This window comes from Streptomyces catenulae (assembly GCF_000718015.1).
GTDB lineage: Bacteria > Actinomycetota > Actinomycetes > Streptomycetales > Streptomycetaceae > Streptomyces > Streptomyces catenulae.
Map to the genome: position 1 here is coordinate 157,530 of NZ_JODY01000006.1, position 18,657 is coordinate 176,186.

The 18,657-nt window shown below is 74.7% G+C and carries 15 protein-coding genes; 8 read left to right on the forward strand and 7 right to left on the reverse strand.

The window, feature by feature from the left end; genetic code table 11:
• Nucleotides 1-428: 428 nt before the first annotated feature.
• Nucleotides 429-1,310: an SCO6745 family protein gene (locus IF23_RS0108595; RefSeq protein ID WP_051739427.1), complete on the reverse strand. Its 882-nt coding sequence runs from the start codon at nucleotides 1,308-1,310 to the stop codon at nucleotides 429-431.
• 366 nt (nucleotides 1,311-1,676) lie between these two features.
• Here IF23_RS0108595 and IF23_RS0108600 point away from each other — a divergent pair, with 366 nt between their 5' ends.
• Nucleotides 1,677-2,795: an NAD(P)/FAD-dependent oxidoreductase gene (locus tag IF23_RS0108600; protein WP_245654933.1), complete on the forward strand. Its 1,119-nt coding sequence runs from the start codon at nucleotides 1,677-1,679 to the stop codon at nucleotides 2,793-2,795.
• Nucleotides 2,796-2,821: 26 nt separating this feature from the next.
• On the opposite strand, the gene IF23_RS0108605 is transcribed toward IF23_RS0108600, so the two are convergent.
• From IF23_RS0108605 to IF23_RS0108625, 5 genes are all read right to left on the reverse strand, one after another.
• Nucleotides 2,822-3,604 (reverse strand): SDR family NAD(P)-dependent oxidoreductase, encoded by a 783-nt coding sequence (locus IF23_RS0108605; RefSeq protein ID WP_030281537.1) that lies wholly within the window; start codon nucleotides 3,602-3,604, stop codon nucleotides 2,822-2,824.
• A gap of 72 nt (nucleotides 3,605-3,676) precedes the next feature.
• Nucleotides 3,677-5,278, reverse strand: coding sequence for an ABC-F family ATP-binding cassette domain-containing protein (locus tag IF23_RS0108610; protein WP_030281539.1), 1,602 nt, complete (start codon nucleotides 5,276-5,278; stop codon nucleotides 3,677-3,679).
• Between the two features lie 152 nt (nucleotides 5,279-5,430).
• Nucleotides 5,431-6,807 carry an MFS transporter gene (locus tag IF23_RS0108615; protein WP_030281541.1) on the reverse strand — a complete coding sequence of 459 codons (1,377 nt, stop codon included), beginning with the start codon at nucleotides 6,805-6,807 and terminating at the stop codon, nucleotides 5,431-5,433.
• Between the two features lie 87 nt (nucleotides 6,808-6,894).
• A complete protein-coding gene (locus tag IF23_RS0108620; protein WP_051739429.1) occupies nucleotides 6,895-8,316 on the reverse strand; it encodes an aldehyde dehydrogenase family protein in 1,422 nt (473 codons plus the stop codon).
• 67 nt (nucleotides 8,317-8,383) lie between these two features.
• Complete coding sequence (locus IF23_RS0108625) at nucleotides 8,384-9,634, reverse strand: cytochrome P450 (RefSeq protein WP_030281544.1); 1,251 nt, start codon at nucleotides 9,632-9,634, stop codon at nucleotides 8,384-8,386.
• 817 nt (nucleotides 9,635-10,451) lie between these two features.
• On the opposite strand from IF23_RS0108625, the gene IF23_RS0108630 reads away from it, so the two are divergent.
• From IF23_RS0108630 to mdlC, 7 genes are read left to right on the forward strand one after another with little or no spacing between them, the layout of a single operon-like run.
• Nucleotides 10,452-11,798 (forward strand): aromatic ring-hydroxylating oxygenase subunit alpha, encoded by a 1,347-nt coding sequence (locus IF23_RS0108630; protein ID WP_030281546.1) that lies wholly within the window; start codon nucleotides 10,452-10,454, stop codon nucleotides 11,796-11,798.
• On the forward strand, nucleotides 11,795-12,373 hold the full coding sequence (locus IF23_RS0108635; RefSeq protein ID WP_030281548.1) for an aromatic-ring-hydroxylating dioxygenase subunit beta: 579 nt from the start codon (nucleotides 11,795-11,797) through the stop codon (nucleotides 12,371-12,373). Before IF23_RS0108630 ends, IF23_RS0108635 begins: the two co-directional genes overlap by 4 nt.
• Nucleotides 12,348-12,602, forward strand: a complete 255-nt coding sequence (locus IF23_RS0108640; RefSeq protein ID WP_169749989.1) for a hypothetical protein — start codon at nucleotides 12,348-12,350, stop codon at nucleotides 12,600-12,602. The genes IF23_RS0108635 and IF23_RS0108640 overlap by 26 nt, the downstream gene beginning before the upstream one ends.
• Complete coding sequence (locus tag IF23_RS0108645) at nucleotides 12,599-13,459, forward strand: FAD binding domain-containing protein (protein ID WP_030281552.1); 861 nt, start codon at nucleotides 12,599-12,601, stop codon at nucleotides 13,457-13,459. Before IF23_RS0108640 ends, IF23_RS0108645 begins: the two co-directional genes overlap by 4 nt.
• A complete protein-coding gene (locus IF23_RS0108650) occupies nucleotides 13,456-13,917 on the forward strand; it encodes a (2Fe-2S)-binding protein (RefSeq protein WP_030281554.1) in 462 nt (153 codons plus the stop codon). Before IF23_RS0108645 ends, IF23_RS0108650 begins: the two co-directional genes overlap by 4 nt.
• On the forward strand, nucleotides 13,914-16,298 hold the full coding sequence (locus tag IF23_RS0108655; protein ID WP_030281556.1) for a xanthine dehydrogenase family protein molybdopterin-binding subunit: 2,385 nt from the start codon (nucleotides 13,914-13,916) through the stop codon (nucleotides 16,296-16,298). Before IF23_RS0108650 ends, IF23_RS0108655 begins: the two co-directional genes overlap by 4 nt.
• On the forward strand, nucleotides 16,295-17,878 hold the full coding sequence (gene mdlC / locus IF23_RS0108660; RefSeq protein ID WP_030281558.1) for a benzoylformate decarboxylase: 1,584 nt from the start codon (nucleotides 16,295-16,297) through the stop codon (nucleotides 17,876-17,878). The genes IF23_RS0108655 and mdlC overlap by 4 nt, the downstream gene beginning before the upstream one ends.
• An 8-nt stretch (nucleotides 17,879-17,886) precedes the next feature.
• Here mdlC and IF23_RS0108665 read toward each other — a convergent pair.
• The coding region (locus tag IF23_RS0108665; RefSeq protein ID WP_211266136.1) for an SDR family oxidoreductase at nucleotides 17,887-18,657 on the reverse strand (771 nt) is incomplete at its 5' end.

The window sequence follows — 18,657 nt, forward strand, 5'->3', positions numbered from 1 at the left end:
GCGCGCCGGACGCCGGAACGGCTCGCCCGGTCCGCGCCACGGCGGGCGCCGGGACCGGCGCGCAGGCGGACGCGGGTGACGCGTGCCTGCGGGTCCGGCGGGGTGCTCCGCGGTGCCGTCGCGGAGCCGGGTGGTACCCGGTCGGGCCCTCGGCGGTCCCGGGGGCGGCGAACGGCGTCCCGCGCGCGGGGCGGCACACGTCCGGATGGCGGTCCGGACACGGCGCCCCGCGGCAGGACGGGGTCGTGGGGCCGAGCGGCCCGCGACACGGACGGGCGCTCGCTGGACGGCCTCCCGGACACGTCGGTCCCGTGCGGGAGGCGCGGAGTTACGGAAAGGGGGGGGGCGCCCGGCGGGGGCGCGGGCATCGCTCCTTCCACGGCCGGACCGGCGGTCGGCGGGAGCCACCGGTGCGCGGGCGGACGGTCTCAGCCCCGGGCGGGCCGGTCCGCGGTGTCGTTGCGCGGCAGCTCACCGGAGGCGGCCACCGTGTCACGCAGCGGTGTGCACAGCCCGATCAGCCGCTCGGCCGGCTCCGCGCCCAGTGCGCGGTACGGGGGAGCCGCGGCGGCGTCGGTCGCCGCCTCGATCCGGGAGCGCAACTCCCTGCCCGCCGCCGACAGCCGCCCGGCGGCGTCCAGGACGCCCGCCTCGGTGAGCGCGGCGGTCTCCGCCTCCCAGTCCGCCACGGACCAGTCGCGGTGGACGCGCACCTGCTCCGCGGTGAAGAGGCTCTGCCCGGTGGCGGTGTCGGTGATCAGGGCGGCGACGGCACCGACGCCATGGCCGACGAGCGCGGCGATATGGCCGTCACCGCGGTGCTCGCGCAGGAGCGTGAGGGCGTGCCAGAGCACCAGATGGGGCTCCCGGGGCCAGGCCAACTCGGCGTGGGCGGCGTACAGCGGCCGTCCCTCCGGGGCGCACGCCTCGGCTGCCGTCCGGGCGAGGCGGGCCGCCTCGGCGACCTGGGGACCGCGCACCGTCTCCGCGCCGAGGATGCGGTGCAGCGCCCGGTCCACGGCGGTCAGCCGCGCCTCCGTCACCCGCTCGGGCGGGGCCAGATCCCACGCCCGGGGCAGATGCCGGGCGACGAGTGCGGGGTTGAAGTTGAAGAACGCGGCTGCCACCGCGGCGGAGGAGGCGCGCCCGAGCGGAGCGGCTCGGCCGGCGAAGTACCCCATGTGGCCCGGTTCGAGTCCGGCGGAGGTGAACTCCTTGTCGGCCTCGGGGGCGAAATAGCAGAGGAGATGAATCGGGTCTCCTGCCGCATGGCAGCGCGATGCAATTAACGGGATCGAATCGCTGGACATGAGGGAAGATTAGGTCTGCGGGAAGAGAGGTGTCAACGTTCCCGAACGGAACCGGCGATGTGGGCTCAATACAGTTCCCGGCAGGCAGGAAAGAGCGCGCGACGCCCTGTTTTACGGACCCGATCCGGCCAATCGATAAGGCCGCGAAAAAATCCGAAACCCGCTCGTCGCACCGCATGTCCGATGCCATAATCGACGCCACTGCACCACCCTCCCACACGCCTCTCACCTCGACAGATGCCGAGGTCGGCGGCGTATTTCCCAGAGAGAGGCGGATGTGTTCCGGTGAATGCTGAATTAGTTGCGGCAGATGAACTTCGGGACGTCGTCATCGTCGGTGCACGGTGTGCCGGTGCCCCCCTCGGAATGCTCCTCGCCGAGCGGGGTTATTCCGTCGAGATCGTTGACCGGAATCCAGTCGGGGCCGATACGCTCTCCACCCACTGGATCAGGTGGCCGGGCGTTCGGCAGCTGCATGAATGGGGCCTTGTCCCGGAGTTGGAGAATTCGGGATGCCCACCCGTGCGCGGCGTCTCGCTCGATTTCGAGGGCCGGGTGCTGACCGGGGTGCCGCGGGCCGGTCGTGCGGAGGCCGTGACCTATGCACCCCGGCGGACCGCACTGGACGCCCTGCTGGTGGCCGCCGCCCGCACCCGGGGCGCCCGGCTACGGGAACGCTTCTCGGTCACCGGTCTCGTCACCGTCGACGGCCGGGTCACCGGGGTCCGGGGGAGTGGACCGGACGGCCCCGCCACCCTGCGCGCACGGCTCGTCGTCGGCGCCGACGGCCGTAACTCCACCGTCGCGCGCCTGGCGGGCTCCGCCGTCGTGGAGGACCGCGGCACCCTCGCCCGCAGCCTCTACGCCTACTGGTCCGGCGTCACCGAACCCGGGGTGCGGGTGGTGTTCCGGGGCAGGCGCGGCATCTCCCTCTGGCCCACGCACGACGGACTCACCGTGGTGTCGCTGATCTTCCCGCCCGAGGAGGCGCCGGGCCCCGGCCGCGCGGCGGAGTTCTACACCGCCGCGCTCCGGGCGGTGCCCGAGGTCGAACAGGCCCTGAAGGGCGGCGCGTTGGTGACCGGACCGCGGGCCGCCGCCGTCCGCAACGCCCGGCGGCACGCCCACGGCCCGGGGTGGGTCCTGGCCGGGGACGCCGGTCACCACAAGGACCCTGTCTCGGCGCAGGGCATCTCCGACGCCTTCGCCGACGCCGCGGTCCTCGCCGACGCCCTCGGCGCCGGACTCCGCGACGCGACCGCGCTCGACGAGGCGCTGGCCGGTTACGCCGCGACCCGCGACGCCCAGCGGCTGGCGGCCTTTGCCTACACCTGCGAGCAGGCCGAACTGCGGCCGTTCGGCGCCGACTTCCTGGCCGATCTGGGTCGCACCGCCGCCGACGCGCAGGCCACCGGGGCGTTCGTGAACACCTTCGTCGGCTGTGACGCGCCGTCCGACGCGGGCTGGCTGGGCGAGTCCCACTAGGGCGCCTCTCTCGTCGTGGGGTGCGGTCACTGCGTCAGCCCGGGCGGCAGCCCCAGGAACAGGCCACCGCTGCTCTCGATGAGCTGGCCGGTGACCCACCCCGCGTCGTCCGAGGCGAGGAACGCCACGACCCCGGCGACATCGGCGGGGGTGCCGATCCGGCCGAGCGCGGTCATGTCGATCACGACCTGCCTGGCCTCCGGCTGCTCCCGCCGCTCCGCCGCCGTCAGATCGGTGTCCACGGCGCCCGGGGCCACCGTGTTCACCGTGATGCCGCGCTCGCCCAGCAGATGCGCCAGCGTCCGGCTCATCGCCACCACCGCCGCCTTGGCCATCGTGTACGCCACGTCCGCGACCGCCACCCGGACCGCCGCGGACGAGACCGACACCACCCTGCCGCCGTCGGCGAGCAGCGGCAGCGCCCGCTGGACCAGGAAGAACGGCGCCCGGGCGTTCACCGCGAAGAGCGCGTCGAAGGTCTCGGGCGTGGTGGCCTCGAAGAACGTCCGGCTGAACCCCGCGTTGTTGACCAGTACGTCGAGACGGTCCCGGCCCCCCGCGGCGAACCGGGCGGCCGTCTCGGTCAGTAACTCCTCCACCCCGGCGACCGTCGACAGATCGGCGCCGACGGCGAACGCTGTGCCCCCGCGGTCGCGGATGGCCGCCACCGTGTCGTCGGCCGCCCGGGCGTCGTGTCCGTAATGGACCGCCACGCGCGCGCCGTCCGCCGCCAACCGTTCGGCGATACCGCGGCCGATACCGCGCGAGGAACCGGTGACGAGTGCGGTGCGGCCTTGCAGATCGGGCATGGTGCTCCTCAGCTTGTCGGCCGGTCCACGGGACCGGAGGATCGGTACGGGACGGACGCGCGCGGGGCGTGATCAGGCCAGGGCGACCAGATCGGCGTAGGTGTCGCTCCACAGGTCCTCGTCCCCGTCGGGGAGGATCAGGACCCGGTCGGGACGCAACGCCTCCACCGCGCCGCGGTCGTGGGTGACCATCACGACGGCGCCCGGGTAGTTGCCCACCGCGGCCAGGACCTCGTCACGGGAGAGCGGGTCCAGGTTGTTGGTGGGCTCGTCGAGCAGCAGGACGTTCGCACCGGAGTGGACCAGGCAGGCGAGCGCCAGCCGGGTCTTCTCCCCGCCGGAGAGCACACCCGTGGGCTTGTCGGCGTCGTCACCCCGGAACAGGAACGCGCCGAGCACCTGCCGCACCTCGCCGTCGGTCAGCTCCGGCGCCGCGGACGCCAGCGACCGGAACACCGTCGCCGCGGGGTCGAGGGTGTCGTGCTCCTGCGCGAAGTACCCCAGACGCAGGGCGTGTCCGGGCACCACCCGGCCCCGGTCGGGCTGCTGCTCGCCCGCCAGGAGGCGGAGCAGCGTCGTCTTCCCGGCGCCGTTCAGCCCGAGGACGACCAGTCGGCTGCCCCGGTCGACGGCGAGGTCGATCCCGTCGAGGACCGTGTGGTCGCCGTAGGACTTGGCGAGACCGACGGCGGCCAGCGGGATACGTCCGGAGGGCTGCGGGGTGGGCAGCCGGACCCGCGCCACCCGGGCGGCCCGGTGCACCGGCTCCAGCTCCCGCAGCATGGTGTCGGCGCGGCGGGCCATGTTCTTCGCGGCCACCGCGGTCGCCACATGCGAGCGCATCTTGTCCGCCTGGGCGTGCAGCGCCGCCGCCTTGCGCTCGGCGTTGGCCCGCTCCCTGGTACGGCGGCGCTCGGCCGCGGCGCTGTCGGCGAGATACCGCCGCCAGCCGGTGTTGTAGACATCCATCGCCAGCCGCTCGGCGTCGAGATGGATGACGCGGTTCGCCACCGCCTCCACCAGCTCGTTGTCGTGACTGACCATCAGCAGCCCGCCGGGGAAGGTGGACAGGAAGTCCCGCAGCCAGGCGATGGAGTCCGCGTCGAGGTGGTTGGTGGGCTCGTCGAGCAGCAGGGTGTCCTGTTCGGCGAAGAGGATGCGGGCCAGCTCCACCCGGCGGCGCTGACCGCCGGACAGCTCGCCGAGCCGCTGTGTCAGCACCCGGTCCGGCAGCCCGACACCGGCCGTCACCCGCCCGGCCAGCGCCTCGGCCGCATAGCCGCCGCGGACCTCGAACTCGTCCTGCGCCCGGGTGTAGGCGCGCATGGCGCGCTCGCGCGCGGCGTCGGTCCGCGCCTCGGCCATGGCCGTCTCGGCGGCGCGGAGCGCGGCGGTGGCGCGGTCCAGTCCGCGGGCGGCCAGGACCCGGTCGGTGACCGTCTGGTCCTGGTCGGCGCCGCGCGGGTCCTGGGCGAGATAGCCGAGCGGGCCCGTCGTGGTGATGGCCCCGGCGGCGGGGCGCAGTTCACCGGCCATCGTGCGCATCAGCGTGGTCTTGCCGGCGCCGTTGCGCCCGACCAGGGCGACGCGGTCGCCGGGGGCGATGTGGAAGTTGACGTCCGACAGCAGCAGACGTGCGCCGACACGCACATCGACATTACGTACAGTGATCAATGGGTGCTCTCCGTGAGTTCCTGATGGCAGACCTGTCCCCTGAAGCGGGATGCGGTCGCTAGGAAACGCGCGGAGTGGACATGCGGGTCATGCTAGCGACCGGTGAGCCGGACGTGCCACGTGAATTCCGGCGCCTGCGTGGCCGGGACGGCTCAGGTCGCCACGGCACGCCCCGGTACCGGAGCGGCGCGTGCGGCGCCCACCGCCGCGGCGGCGCAGACGGCCGCGGCCAGCAGGCCCAGCGCCACCATCCCGGCGCCGAACCCCGGCCCCCGCGCCGCGTGCGCGCCCACGAGCACCCCGGCCACGCCCGTGCCCAACCCCGCCGCCGTCACATCGCTGATCTGGAGCGCCGAGGCGTTGCCGCCCGTCTCGTCCGCGGCGGACTGGTCCAGGACGAGCACCCCGGTGGTCGGCACGCACACCCCCATGCCCAGACCGCCCACGATCCACAGCGGGTAGACCGGCCACGCCGGGACGCCCGGCAGACAGGTGGCCGCCACGCCCGCGAAGCAGCACGCCAGGGCGGTCAGCCCGTACCGCAGCAGCGTCGCCCGGTCCGGTGCGGTGAGCCGCCCCTGCAACTGCGCCCCGGCCCACCAGCCCAGGGCCCCGGCCAGCAGCGGCAGGCCGGAGGCGACCGTCCCGAGCCCGTGCAGGGTGACCAGCGTCAGCGGCACCACCGACTCCACGGCGTAGAAGGCGCAGGCCAGCAGGCCGCGCAGCGCCACCACGGCGGGCACCCCGCGCCGCAGCCGCCCCGCGCCCGGCGGCAGCAGCACCCGCAGCCCGGACCGGAGCGCCACCAGCCCCGCCGCCGTCAGGAGCACGGCGGGGACCGTCCGTCCGGCGGCCACGGCGCCGCCCCCGGCCTGCAGCGCCACCACACCGGCACCGGTGACCAGCGCGAAGAGCGGCTTACGGGAGCGGCCCGCCACCGGCCCGCCCGGGGGCCGTACCGTCCGCAGCGCGGGCCGCAGCGTCAGCCCGCCGCCCAGCACCAGCGGGACCAGGCCGAGGAAGACCCAGCGCCACCCGGCGTGCGCGGTGACCGCGCCCGCGACGACCGGCCCGACCAGCGCCGGGAGGACGTACGCCGCCGAGATGATGGCCAGCGCCCGGGGCCGCAGGCCGACCGGGTAGGCGAGGGCGACGAGTTGGAAGACCGCGATCGAGGCGAGGCCGACGCCGAGCCCCTGCGCGCCCCGGCCCACCACGAACACCGCCATCTGCCCGGCGGTCCCGGCCAGCAGCAGTCCGGCGGTGAACACGGCGATCCCGGCGAGCAGCGGGCGGCGCGGCCCGATCCGGTCGCACCACCGACCGGCCGCGCCCAGACCCACCAGGTTCATCACCAGGAAGACGCTGAACGGCCAGCCGAAGAAGGCCAGTCCGTGCAGATCGCGCACCGCCGTGGGCATGACGGTGGCGACCGCGATGCCCTCGAAGGCGAACAGGCTGATGGCGACGGCGATCCCGATGCTGGTGAGCCGCCAGCGCGGCGCGAAGACCCCCGGGGAACGTTCCACCCTCTCCCCCTCGATGCCGGGTGACCGGCCGGTGAACCCGCCCGGCCGGTCACTGCGGATGTCCGTACGGATGTGTGCCGCGGGCCGCTACAGGCGGTGGGTCACCTGCTTGATGCGGGTGTAGCACTCGAATCCGTACCGGGAGAGGTCGTTGCTGTGGCCGGACCGGCGGAAGCCGCCGTGCGGCAGCTCCGAGGGGAACTGCAGATGGGTGTTGACCCACACGGTGCCGTAGTCCAGCTCCGCGGAGAGCCGCATCGCCCGCCGGTGGTCGCCGGTCCACACCGCCGAGGCGAGGCCGTACGGCGAGGAGTTGGCCCGCCGTACCGCCTCCGCCTCGTCGGCGCACCGTTCGACGGTGAGGACCGGTCCGAAGATCTCCGCCTCGGTGACGGCGTCGCCCGCCCGTACCCCGGTGATCACGGTGGGCGCGTAGAAGAAGCCCCGGTCCCCGACCCGGTGGCCGCCGGTGACCACCCGGGCGTGCGACGGCAGCCGGTCGATGTGCTCCTGTACGCGCGCCAGCTGCTCGGGGTTGTTCAACGGCCCGTACGCGCTCGCCGGGTCCGACGGCGGGCCGGGGCGCCGGTCGGCCGCCTCCGCGACGAGGGCCTCGACCAGCCGGTCGTGGACGGCGTCGACGGCCAGGACCCGGGTGGCGGCGGTGCAGTCCTGCCCCGCGTTGGCGACCGCGCCGTTGACCACGGTCCGCGCGGTCTCCGCGAGATCGGCGTCCGCGCAGACCAGCACCGGTGTCTTGCCGCCCAGCTCCAGATGGGTGCGCTTGAGCGTGGCGGCGGCGCGGGTGGCGACGTCCACCCCGGCGGCCACCGACCCGGTCAGCGAGACCACGGACGGCACCGGGTGCTCGACCATGAGCCGTCCGGTGGCCGGGCCGCCGCAGACGACGTTGAGCACCCCGGGAGGCAGTATCCGCGCGGCGGTCTCCGCGAGCAGCAGCGCCGACGAGGGCGTGGTCAGCGCGGGCTTGAGCACCACGCTGTTCCCGGCGGCGAGCGCCGGGACCGACTTCAACACCGCCATCAGCAGCGGGAAGTTCCACGGCGCGATCTGCGCGCAGACACCCACCGGCTCCCGCCGGGTGTAGGAGGTGTGGTCCGGCGCGTACTCGCCGCCCGCCACACCGTCGAGGAGCCGCGCCGCACCGGCGAAGAAGCGGATCTCGTCCACCACCCCGCCGATCTCCTCCGCGGCCTCCCGGCTCCCGGTGTCGGCGAGTTCGGCCTCCCGGAACGCGTCGGCCCTGCCGAGGACGGCGTCGGCCAGCTCCAGCAGCGCGGCCTGGCGCTCGCCCGGGGTGGTCCGCGACCAGCCGCCGAAGGCCGCCTCCGCCGACCGTACGGCGCGGTCGACGTCGGCGGCTCCGGCACACGGCACCCGCAGGCGCGGGTCGCCGGTACAGGGGTCGAGGACTTCGGCGTGCTCGGTATCGGCCGCGGGGGCGGTGCGGTGGCCGTCGATGACGTGGTGTGCGGCGGGTGTGGTCACGGGGAGTTCTCCTGTCGCTCGGCGGGTTCGGGGCGGGGTGGCACGGGTGCGCGGTCCTCGCCGGGGCTCACCCGCCGCCGTTGACGTGGAGCGAGGTGAAGCCGTGGAAGCCGAGGTTGTTGTTCCAGTTGGGCTCCTGCGGCGGCACACACAGCTCCGGCCACCTGCGGTAGAGGGAGGTGAGCGCGATCCGCGTCGTCTGACGGACCAGCGGGTCGCCGAAACACAGATGCCTGCCGATGCCGAACGTCAGATGCGGGTTGGGCAGCGGCCGGTCCAGAACCAGTTCGTCGGCGCGGTCGAAGACCTCCGGGTCGCGGTTGGCGGAGGCGACGTACAGCAGCAGGGGCTGCCCCTTGCGGAGCGGGACGACCGTCCCGTCGGAGGCGGTGTACTCGAAGTCCTCGGCGGCTATCCGCCCGACGAACGAGACCGGTGTGCACACCCGCAGCAGCTCCTCGACGGCCGGACCGACCGTCTCCGGGTGCTGGAGCAGGTCCCGTTGGTCGGTGGGGACACCGGCCAGCGCGTGGACGCTGTTGCCGATCAGGTACCGGATGGACGCCACGCCCGCGAACAGCAGCAACGCCGCCTGGGCGACCACGTCGCGCTCGGTGAAGCGGTGCCCGCGGACCTCGATCTCCCGCAGCTGGTGCAGGAGTCCGCCGACGGCGCGGGAGCGGCGCGCGTTCTCCTCGGACGCCAGGAAGGCGGCGAGCTGCCGGGTGCTCTCCCGGGTCCGGCGCAGATGCGCGACGGGCACCGAGGTGGAGCCGAAGAGGTGCGCGATGTCGTCGGTCCAGCGGTTGAGCTCGGTGTGCGCCTCGACCGGGACGCCGAGCACATCGGCGATCACCATCGCGGGCAGCGGGAAGGCGAACTCCGAGAGCAGGTCGAAGCCCGCCGGATCGACCCGGTCGAGCAGCCGGTCGACGAGCCCCTGGATGCGCGGTTCGAGGTACGCGTCGGTGAACGGCACGTAGCCGCGGTTGGCCTGGCGGCGGTTGCGGGTGTGCTCGGCGCCGTCGTGGAACGCCAGCCAGCGGCGGTAGATGTCGAGCATGTCCGCGAACTCCTCGCGCTGCTCGTCCGGCAGGAAGCGCAGCGGGACCGCGGAGCGCGCGTTGGACAGCCGCTCGTCCTTCATCAGACGCGCGCAGTCGGCGTACCGGAACATCAGCCAGGTGCCGCCGAAGATCTTCCCGGACAGATGGGCCGGTCTCCGCTCGCGCATCAGCGCATAGAAGGAGAACGGGTCCTCGATGTACTCGACGTGGTTGTGGGAGAACTCTTCGATGGATACGAGATCGATTGACACAGCACAGCTCCCGGAAAAGTGATGGGAGGTACAAGAGGGCGGGCGATGGCGCCGCGGGGAGAATTTCAGGCTCTCTCGGCGTCACCGTAAAGCACCATTCTCCGGCGGATCAAGGAGCCGATCGACGCCGTGAACCCTCGCAGTCGAGATTTGGAATTCTTACGCCGATGCGGCCAATATTTCGGCCAGTTGCGGGGGCCGTCGGATGGCGTTGAGGCGTCCCGCGGCGAGGATGCGGGAATGCGACGGCGGCGCCGATGGCGCTCCCTCCCGCCGCGTCGGAACGCTTTCCCCGGAGGCGCCGTACACGGGGCGTGGGGACCGGAAACCGCCACCGGCCGGGCCGTTTTTCTGGCCGGATGACGGGGCGTTGATTTCCGGCCGCATCGCCGGGGAGCGGTTGTTTCCGCGGGAGCGGCGGGGCAGGGTCGGCGACGGCACGCGGGACCGTCCGCGCCCGGTACGGGGCGCCCGTCGCGCGGTGGCGCCGACGCCCGGTCGGGCGGCCGGAACACCTGCTGACGCGGCGGGAGAGGCCCTTGCGTGCCGGGGTGGCCGCGCTTAGCGTGTGCGTCACCGGCCCGTGGGAAGCGGTGCGCGCCCCGGCGCGGCACCCTTCCCGGCCGGACGGCCGACGTATGTGCACCTCCGGGTCTGGCGGGACCCGGAATGCCGGTCCGGCCGCATTCTCCGACGCTGTCGCCCGGCGGTTCCCGGGCACTGTCCGCTCGGCACGTTCGTGTTCCATGCTTTCGGTGCGGACGGTATCCGTGTACGTGGTGCGGTCTGTTCTTCAATTCTCTGAGGGGAGGGATGTGTGCCGTCAGAAAAGGTTGATTCGGTAACCACCGTCGGGCGTCGCGCATTTGTCGACGACAGTGTTCTCGATATCGAGTGGGGCCGCGTATTCCGGCCCTCCTGGCAACTCCTCGGATTCGCCGGAGAGGTGCGCGAGCCGGGCGACTACATCGTGCGGACGCTCGGCCGGGACGAGGTCGTCGTCGTACGCGGGGAAGACGGTACGGTCCGGGCGCTGCACAATTCCTGCACCCATCGCGGCACCCGGCTGTGCCGCGCGAGTCTGGGAAACACCGCACATCTGCGGTGCAGTTATCACGGGTGGACGTTCGCCAACGACGGCCGCCTGGCGGGAGTTCCCGCGCTCCGGTCGGCCTATCCGCCGGACTTCGACCGCGCCGCCCACGACCTGCCCGCCGCACGGGTGGTCTCCCGGCGCGGCTTCCTCTTCGCCACCTGGGACGCCGAGGCGCCCGAACTGGAGGAGTACCTCGGCGAGATCGCCTGGTACCTCGATGCCCTCCTGGACTGCGGGGCGGGGGAGTGGGAGGTGTGCGGACCGCCGCAGCGGGTCCGCGCCCGGGGGAACTGGAAGATCCCCACGGACAACTTCGCCGGGGACGGCTACCACATGCGCACCACCCACCGGATCGCGCTCGACCAGGGCATCTACGGCGACACCCTCGCCGACGGCACCCGCGGGCGGGCGGGCACCGACCTCGTCGGCGTCAACATCGCCACCGCGGGCGGCCACAGCGTGCGCGCCGGTTACGTCGTCGAGGACGGCCACTCCCTCGACGACCGCGACCCGGCCGCCCCGCAGTTCCCCGGCTACCCGCCCGAACGCTGGGCGGAACTGGCCGCCGCGCAGACCCCGGAGCAGGTCCGGTTCACCTCCCACTGCGAGGTCGCCCACGGCGTGGTCTTCCCCAACACCGTCTTCCTCAGCGTCGCCCACGACCGCGCCGTCGGCACCGACGACGACCCGCTCACCCGCTACCTCGTGGTCCGCTCCCACGTACCGATCGGCGCCCGCGAGACCGAGTGCCTGTACTGGACGCTGGTGCCCACCGCCATGGACGCGGAGTGGCGCCGCCGCTCCTACCGTTTCCAGGCCCGCACCCAGTCCGCCGGAGGCATCCTCTTCGAGATGGACGACTTCGAGAACTTCGCCCGGATCGACGCCGCCCTCGCCCGCTCGGCACCGGGCCGCGCGGGCCCCGTGGACCTGACCCTGGGCACCGGCCGCACCACCGCGGCGCCCGGTTTCCCCGGCCCGGGCCACGCCGAGACCGGCACCTTCAGCGAACACAACCAGCGCGCGTTCTACCGGCGTTGGGCGGAGCTGGTGGGTGAGCTGCCGTGACCGCACCGCCGCGCCCCCGCCGCCCGGGCCCGCGCCCGGAGGACCTCGCGGACGGCCCGTTCCCCGACCGCGGCCCCCGCCTGCCCGCCCTCGACGCGGAGATCACCGCCGTCCTCACCGAGGAGTGCGCCGCACTCGACGAGGGCGAGCACACCCGCTGGCTGGACCTGCTCGATCCCGCCTTCCGCTACGAGATCCCCGTACCGCTGCTGCGTGAGGACCCCGAACTGCCCCGGCACAGCGGGACGGCCGTGCTGTTCGAGGCCACCAAGCGGGTGCTGGAGCTGAAGCTCGGCCGGACCGGGCTGCTCCAGGCGTGGTCGGACCGGCCCGCCGTCACCACCCGGCACTTCCTCGGTCCGGTGCGGGTCTTCGGCACGCCTGCCCCCGAAGTCGTCCGGGCCGATGCCAATCTGTTGGTCACCGGAGCCCGCGGCGTCGAACACGCGGTGCTCGTCACCGCCGCGCGCCAGGACCTGCTCCGGGAGTGCCGCGGGCGCCGGACGCTGCTGCGTCGGCGCGTCCTGATCGACGTGGAGGTCGCCACCCATGAACAGCTCTCCGTCATCTTCTGACCCCGGGCACCGCGCGGACACGCCGCTGTGCCGGGTGTCCGGGGAGTCGGCGTCGGTCGCCGTCCTGCTGCACCCGACCGGCAACGGACGGCGGCTGCGGCTGGTGTCCGAGCGCACCGGTCTGAGCACCCTGCTCGACGCCACCGTCCTGGAGGCGCTGTGCGCCCTGACACCCTCGGCCGCCACCGCGCTGGTACGCGCCGCCGTACAGCGGGAGACGCCCGCATGACGGCCGTCGCCTTCGCCCACACCGCACCGGACACCCTCGACGCCGCCCTGCGCGCGCTGGCCGCCCCCGGCCGGACGGCGACGCCGCTGGCGGGCGGGCAGAGCCTGGTCCCGCTGCTGACGAGCCGTCAGGTACGCCCGGACGTCGTCGTGGACCTGACCGGGGTGCCCGGCCTCACCGGGATCACCGTCGGCCCCGACCGGGTGCGGATCGGCGCGATGACCACCCTGCGCACTCTGGAGCGGCACCCGGAACTGGCCGCGGCGCTGCCCGTACTGGGCCGGGCCGCCGCCGCGGTCGCCCATCCGCACATCCGGCGCCGCGCCACGCTCGGCGGTTCGCTCTGCCACGCCGCCCCGGCCGCCGAACTGCCCGCCGTCGCGGTCGCCCTCGGCGCCGAGGTGGTGCTGCGGTCGCTGCGGGGCACCCGCTCGGTCCCCGCCGACCGCTTCGCCACCGGCGCCCACACCACCGTCCGCGCCCCGGACGAGATGGCGACCGAGATCGTCTTCCCCCGCACCACCGGCCTCACCCACACCTTCCACGAACTGTGCACCCGCGGGGCGACCGGCTACCCGGTCGCCGGAGTCTGCCTGGGCCTGCGCACCGACGGCGGCCGGGTGCGGGCCGCGCGGGTGGTGGTCACCGGCTGCGGCGACGTCCCCCTCCGGCTGCCCGGGACCGAGGCCCGGCTGACGGGCCGCCCGGTCGCCGGACCGCACCCGGGCCTGCTCGCCGCCCTCGTCGCGGAGGCGGCGGCCCACGGCGGACCGGAGGACGGCGGATACCGCGCCGAGGTCGCCGGTGTCCTGCTGCTCCGGGCCCTCGCGGACCGGGGGGAGGGGGCGGCCCGGTGAACGTCCGGCGGATCACGATGCGCGTCAACGGCACCGCCCGCACCGCGGACGCCCCGCACCACCTCACCCTCGCCGACCATCTCCGTACCGCACTGCGGCTGACCGGCACCCACATCGGCTGCGGCACCGGCGACTGCGGGGCCTGCGTCGTGCTGCTCGACGGGGCGCCGGTCTGCTCCTGCCTGGTGCTCGCGGTGCAGGCCGACGGGCGGGAGGTGACCACCGTCGAAGGCGTCGCGGACGGCGACCGCCCGGCCGCCGCCCAACGCGCCCTCGTCGAGGAACACGGGCTGCAGTGCGGCTTCTGCACCCCCGGCCTGATCGTGCGGATGGCCCACGCCGCCCGCCACGGCGGCGGCGAACAGGACGTCCTCGCCGGACACCTGTGCCGCTGCACCGGCTACGAAGGCATCCGCGCCGCCTGGCGTCGGCTCGCCGCCGAGGAGGACGGACGGTGACCACGGACCACCGCCACATCGGCAGACCGGTACCGCCCCGCCACCACGACCGGCTGGTCCGCGGCCACGGCCGCTTCGCCGCCGATCTGCGCGCCGACGGGATGCTGTACGCCGCGCTCGTCCGCAGCCCGCTCCCGCACGCCGAGGTCACCGGCTTCGACGCCACCGCCGCCCGCCGCGACCCGCGCTGCGCCCTCGTCCTCGGACCCGGCGAACTCGCCGCCCGCACCGCGCCGATCCCCACGGTCTGGCGGCTGCCCGGCCAACCCGAGGACGCCGTGCCGGTCGCCGTCCGCACCGCCCGCTACGCCGGACAACCGCTGGGCATCGTCGTCGCGGACACCCCCACCGCCGCCGCCGACCTGGCCGAGACCGTCCGCCTCGACCTCCGGCCGCTGCCGCCCGTCCCCACCCTCGCCGACGCGCTCGCCGAGGGCGCCCGGCCCGTCGTCCCCGGCACCGGCGACAACACGGCCGGACGCATCCGCTTCGGCTCCCCGCCCGAGGAGGTGGCCGCCGCGCTCTCCCGGGCGGCGGTCGTCGTGGAGCGCGCCTTCACCCTGCCGCGGCTCCACCACACCCCGCTGGAGACGCGCGGGGTGCTCGCCGCCCACGACCCGGGCACCGGACTCCTCACCGTCCACGCGAGCAGTCAGGCCCCGCACGCGATGCGGCAGGACCTCTGCGCCGTCCTCGGGCTGCGCGCGGACCGGGTGCGCGTCGTCTCGTCCGACGTGGGCGGCTCGTTCGGCAGCAAGGTCCTGCTCTACCCGGACGAGGCCATGGTGTGCGCCGCGGCGGTCGCCCTGGGCTCCGCGGTGCGCTGGACGGAGTCGCGCGCGGAGAACTTCACCGCCGCCTACCAGGGCCGCGGCCAGCAGGCCACTGCCCGCCTCGCCGTCGGCGCCGACGGCCGGTTCCTCGCCTTCGACGCCGACATCCTCGCCGACCTGGGCGCCTACGCCACCCAGGCGGGCAGCGGCCCGGCCCAGGTGACCGGGCTGACGCTCCAGGGCCCGTACCGCGCGGACGCCGCCGCGGCCACCGTCACCGGCGTCCACACCACCCGCGTCCCGACCGGCGCCTTCCGCGGCTACGGGATGCAGGAGGCCGCCTTCCTCCGCGAACGCCTCGTCGACGAGACCGCCCGCGAACTCGGCCTGCCCGCCACGGAGCTGCGGCTGCGCAATCTGCTCCGCCCCGACGAACTGCCGTACACCACCCACACCGGACTCACCTACGACAGCGGCGACTACGGCGCCGCCCTGCGCCGCGCCGCCGCCCTGGCCGACCGGCCACGCCCACCGGACGCTCCCTGGGTGCGCCGCGGCACCGCCGTCGTCACCGCCGTGGAGATCACCGCCTTCGCCCCCACCGCCCTGCTGGAGGCGTACGGCATCGCCTGGAGCGGCTGGGAGGGCGTCCGGCTGCGGATCAACCACGACGGGACCGTCACCGTGTACGCGGGCGTGATCGCCGTCGGCCAGGGCATCGAGACGACCCTGGCGCAGATCGCCGCGGAAGGGCTGGGCATCCCCCTGGACTGGGTACGCGTCGAACTCGGCGACACCGACACCGCCCCGCACTCCGACCTGTCCGCCCAGGCGAGCCGGGCGCTGACGCTCGCGGGCGGCGCGCTGGTCACCGCCGCCCGGCGGCTCGCCGACCGGATGCGGCAACTCGCCGCCGCGTTCCTGGACACCGCGCCCGAGAAGGTCCGCACCCGGATCGCGGCCACCGCCGCCCCGTCCTCACCCGACGCCGTCTTCCACACCCCCGACGGCGCCCGCATCGCCTGGCGCGAGGTCGCCCACCGCGGCTACCGGGGCTGGGGACGCGCCCGGCCCACCGACCCGATCCGGCTGGAGGAGTCCGTCGACTTCGACCCGCCGCAGCTCACCTTCGCCCACGGCGCCCACGCCGCCGAGGTCGCGGTCGACCTCGGCACCGGCCGCACCACCGTCACCGGCTACTGGGCCGTGCACGACAGCGGCGTACTGGTCAACCCGCTGATCGCCCACGGCCAGATCGCCGGCGGCATCGCCCAGGGACTCGGCCAGGCGCTCACCGAAGAGGCCACGGTGGACGCCGACGGCCTCCCCACCACCCGGTCGCTGCGCGAGTACACCCTGCCCGCGTCCCCCGACATCCCGGAGGACCTCGTCATCGAGCACACCTCGACCCCCAGCACGGTGATCCCCGGCGGCTTCAAGGGACTCGGCGAGGGCGGCACCATCCTGCCGCCCGCGGCGGTCGCCTGCGCGGTCGCCGCCGCGGTCCCCGAGATCGCCCACACCCTCACCTCGCTCCCGCTCACCCCGCCGCGCATCCGCGCCGCGCTGCGGGCGGCGGGCCTCACGGCGGAAGGCGACATCCGATGAACGCTACGCACGGCACGATGACGGTGCGGCAGGCGGTCTTCGACCTGCTGCGCGCCGAAGGCATGACCACCGTCTTCGGCAACCCCGGCTCGCTGGAACTCCCCATGCTCCGCGACTTCCCCGCCGACTTCCGCTACGTCCTCGGCCTCCAGGAGTCCGTGGTGGTGGCGACGGCCGACGGATACGCCCAGGCCACCCACCGCCCCGCCCTGGTCAACCTGCACTCGGCGGCCGGGGTCGGACATGCGATGGGCGCGCTGTTCACCGCCCGCCGCAACCGCACCCCGCTGGTGGTCGTCGCCGGACAGCAGGCCCGCTCCCTGCTGGAGGGCCACCCCTACCTGCTCTCGGAGGACGCGGTCACCCTGCCCCGCCCGTACGTCAAACTCAGCCGCGAACCCGCCCGCGCCGCGGACGTCCCGGCGGCCCTCGCCCGCGCCCGCCACCTCGCCACCGCCCCACCCGCCGGACCGGTGCTGGTCTCCGTCCCCAGCGACGACTGGGACCGCCCCGCCGAACCCGTCGCACCGCGGCGGGTGAGCACCACCGTCGCCGCGGACCCCGCCCTCCTCACCCACGTCGGCGAGGCACTGGCGGGCGCCCGGTCACCCGTACTGATCGCGGGCGCCGGGGTCGACCGCGAGCGCGCCGTACCCGATCTGGTGGCGCTGGCCGAGGCGCACTGCGCACCGGTCTGGGCGGAGCCGATGTCCCACCGCTGCGCCTTCCCCGAGGCACACCCGCTCTTCGCCGGATTCCTGCCGCCGGTACGCGAGGCGATCGTGCAGACCCTGACCGGCCACGACCTCGTCCTGTCGGTGGGCGCGCCGGTCTTCACCTACCACGTCCCCGGCAGCGGCCCGCACCTCCCGCCCGGCGCGGAGCTGTACCTGCTCACCGACGACCCCGAGCAGGCGGCCTGGTGCCCCGCCGGTACGGCCGTCCTCACCGGACTGGCACCCGCGCTGCGCGGCCTCGGCGGACACCCGCCCCGGACCCCGCGCCCGCAGCCACCCGCCCGCCGCCGCCCCGCACCGCCCACCCCCTCGGCGACCGGGATCACCCAGGCCCATCTGGTGCACGCCCTCGCCGGGGAACGCCCCGACGGCTGCGTCCTGGTGGAGGAGGCCCCCGGGACACGGCCGCTGATGTGCGACCATCTGCCCAACCCGGGCCCGGAGAGCTTCTACACCACCGCCAGCGGCGCGCTCGGCCACGGCCTCCCCGCGGCGGTCGGCCACGCCCTGGGCCGCCCCGGCACCCGCGTCCTCGCCGTGGTCGGCGACGGCTCCGCCATGTACGCCGTCCAGGCCCTCTGGTCGGCCGCCCGGCTCCAACTCCCCCTCACCGTCGTCGTGGTGAACAACCGCCGCTACGCCACGGTCGACGCCTTCGCCGAGCGGTTCGGCATGAAACGGCCGGTGGGCACGGCACTCGACGGACTGGACTTCGCCGCCCTCGCCACCGGCCAGGGCTGCGCCGCCGCCCGGGTCGAGGACCCCGACTCCCTCGTCCCCGCGCTGCGCACCGCCCTGACCGCCACCGGCCCCTACCTCCTCGACGTGGTGGTCGAGGAGTGACCCCCGCCCTACCGCACGCCCAGCCCGCCGTCGGGCCGCAGCACCTCACCGGTCATCCCCGCCGCCGCGGGGGAGGCCAGGAAGCGGTAGAGCGGCGCGATCCGCTCGGCGCTCAGCAGCACGCCCAGCGGGTTGAACTCCCGTACCCGGACGCCGATCTCACCGGAGTCGGCGAAGACCGGGCGGCCGTCCGCGGTCCGCAGCCCGGTGACCACCCCGCCCGGCGCCACCGCGTTCACCCGCACCGAGGGCGCGAGATCGGCGGCGAGATGGCGCACCACCCCGAGCGCCGCGTGCTTGGCGGCGGCGTACGCGATGCCCGCGCCGTTGCCGCGGACGAGGAAGGAGGCGTCGGAGAGGGTGAAGACCATCGCGCCGCCGCTCTCGGTGAGCGGCCCGGCGGCGGCTCGCGCGCCGAGCACATAGCCGACGACGTTGATGTCCAGGACCCGCCCGGCCAGTTCGGACAGGGCGGCGCCGTCGAGGTCGCGCACCCCGACCCCGCCGTCGTGCACCCCGGCGTTGCCCACGAACAGATCGAGCCGCCCGAAGCGGGACAGCGCCGCCTTCACCACCGCCTCGTTCGCCTCGGGATCACGCACGTCACCGGCCACCCACCGCACCCGGTCACCGGCCGGTTCCTCGGGCACACCGCGGTCGAGCACCACGACCCGGTAACCGTGCGCCGCCAGATCGCCCACGACGGCACGGCCGATACCGGACGCGCCACCCGTCACCACCGCGACGGGCCCGCCGCCCACCCCCGCACCGCCCCGCTC

Coding starts and splice junctions, on each gene's coding strand:
- IF23_RS0108605 (WP_030281537.1), bottom strand. CDS start 3,604: ATGCCCGATCTGCAAGGCCGCACCGCACTCGTCACCGGTTCCTCGCGC.
- IF23_RS0108645 (WP_030281552.1), top strand. CDS start 12,599: ATGACGGCCGTCGCCTTCGCCCACACCGCACCGGACACCCTCGACGCC.
- IF23_RS0108595 (WP_051739427.1), bottom strand. CDS start 1,310: ATGTCCAGCGATTCGATCCCGTTAATTGCATCGCGCTGCCATGCGGCA.
- IF23_RS0108640 (WP_169749989.1), top strand. CDS start 12,348: ATGAACAGCTCTCCGTCATCTTCTGACCCCGGGCACCGCGCGGACACG.
- mdlC (WP_030281558.1), top strand. CDS start 16,295: ATGAACGCTACGCACGGCACGATGACGGTGCGGCAGGCGGTCTTCGAC.
- IF23_RS0108600 (WP_245654933.1), top strand. CDS start 1,677: ATGCTCCTCGCCGAGCGGGGTTATTCCGTCGAGATCGTTGACCGGAAT.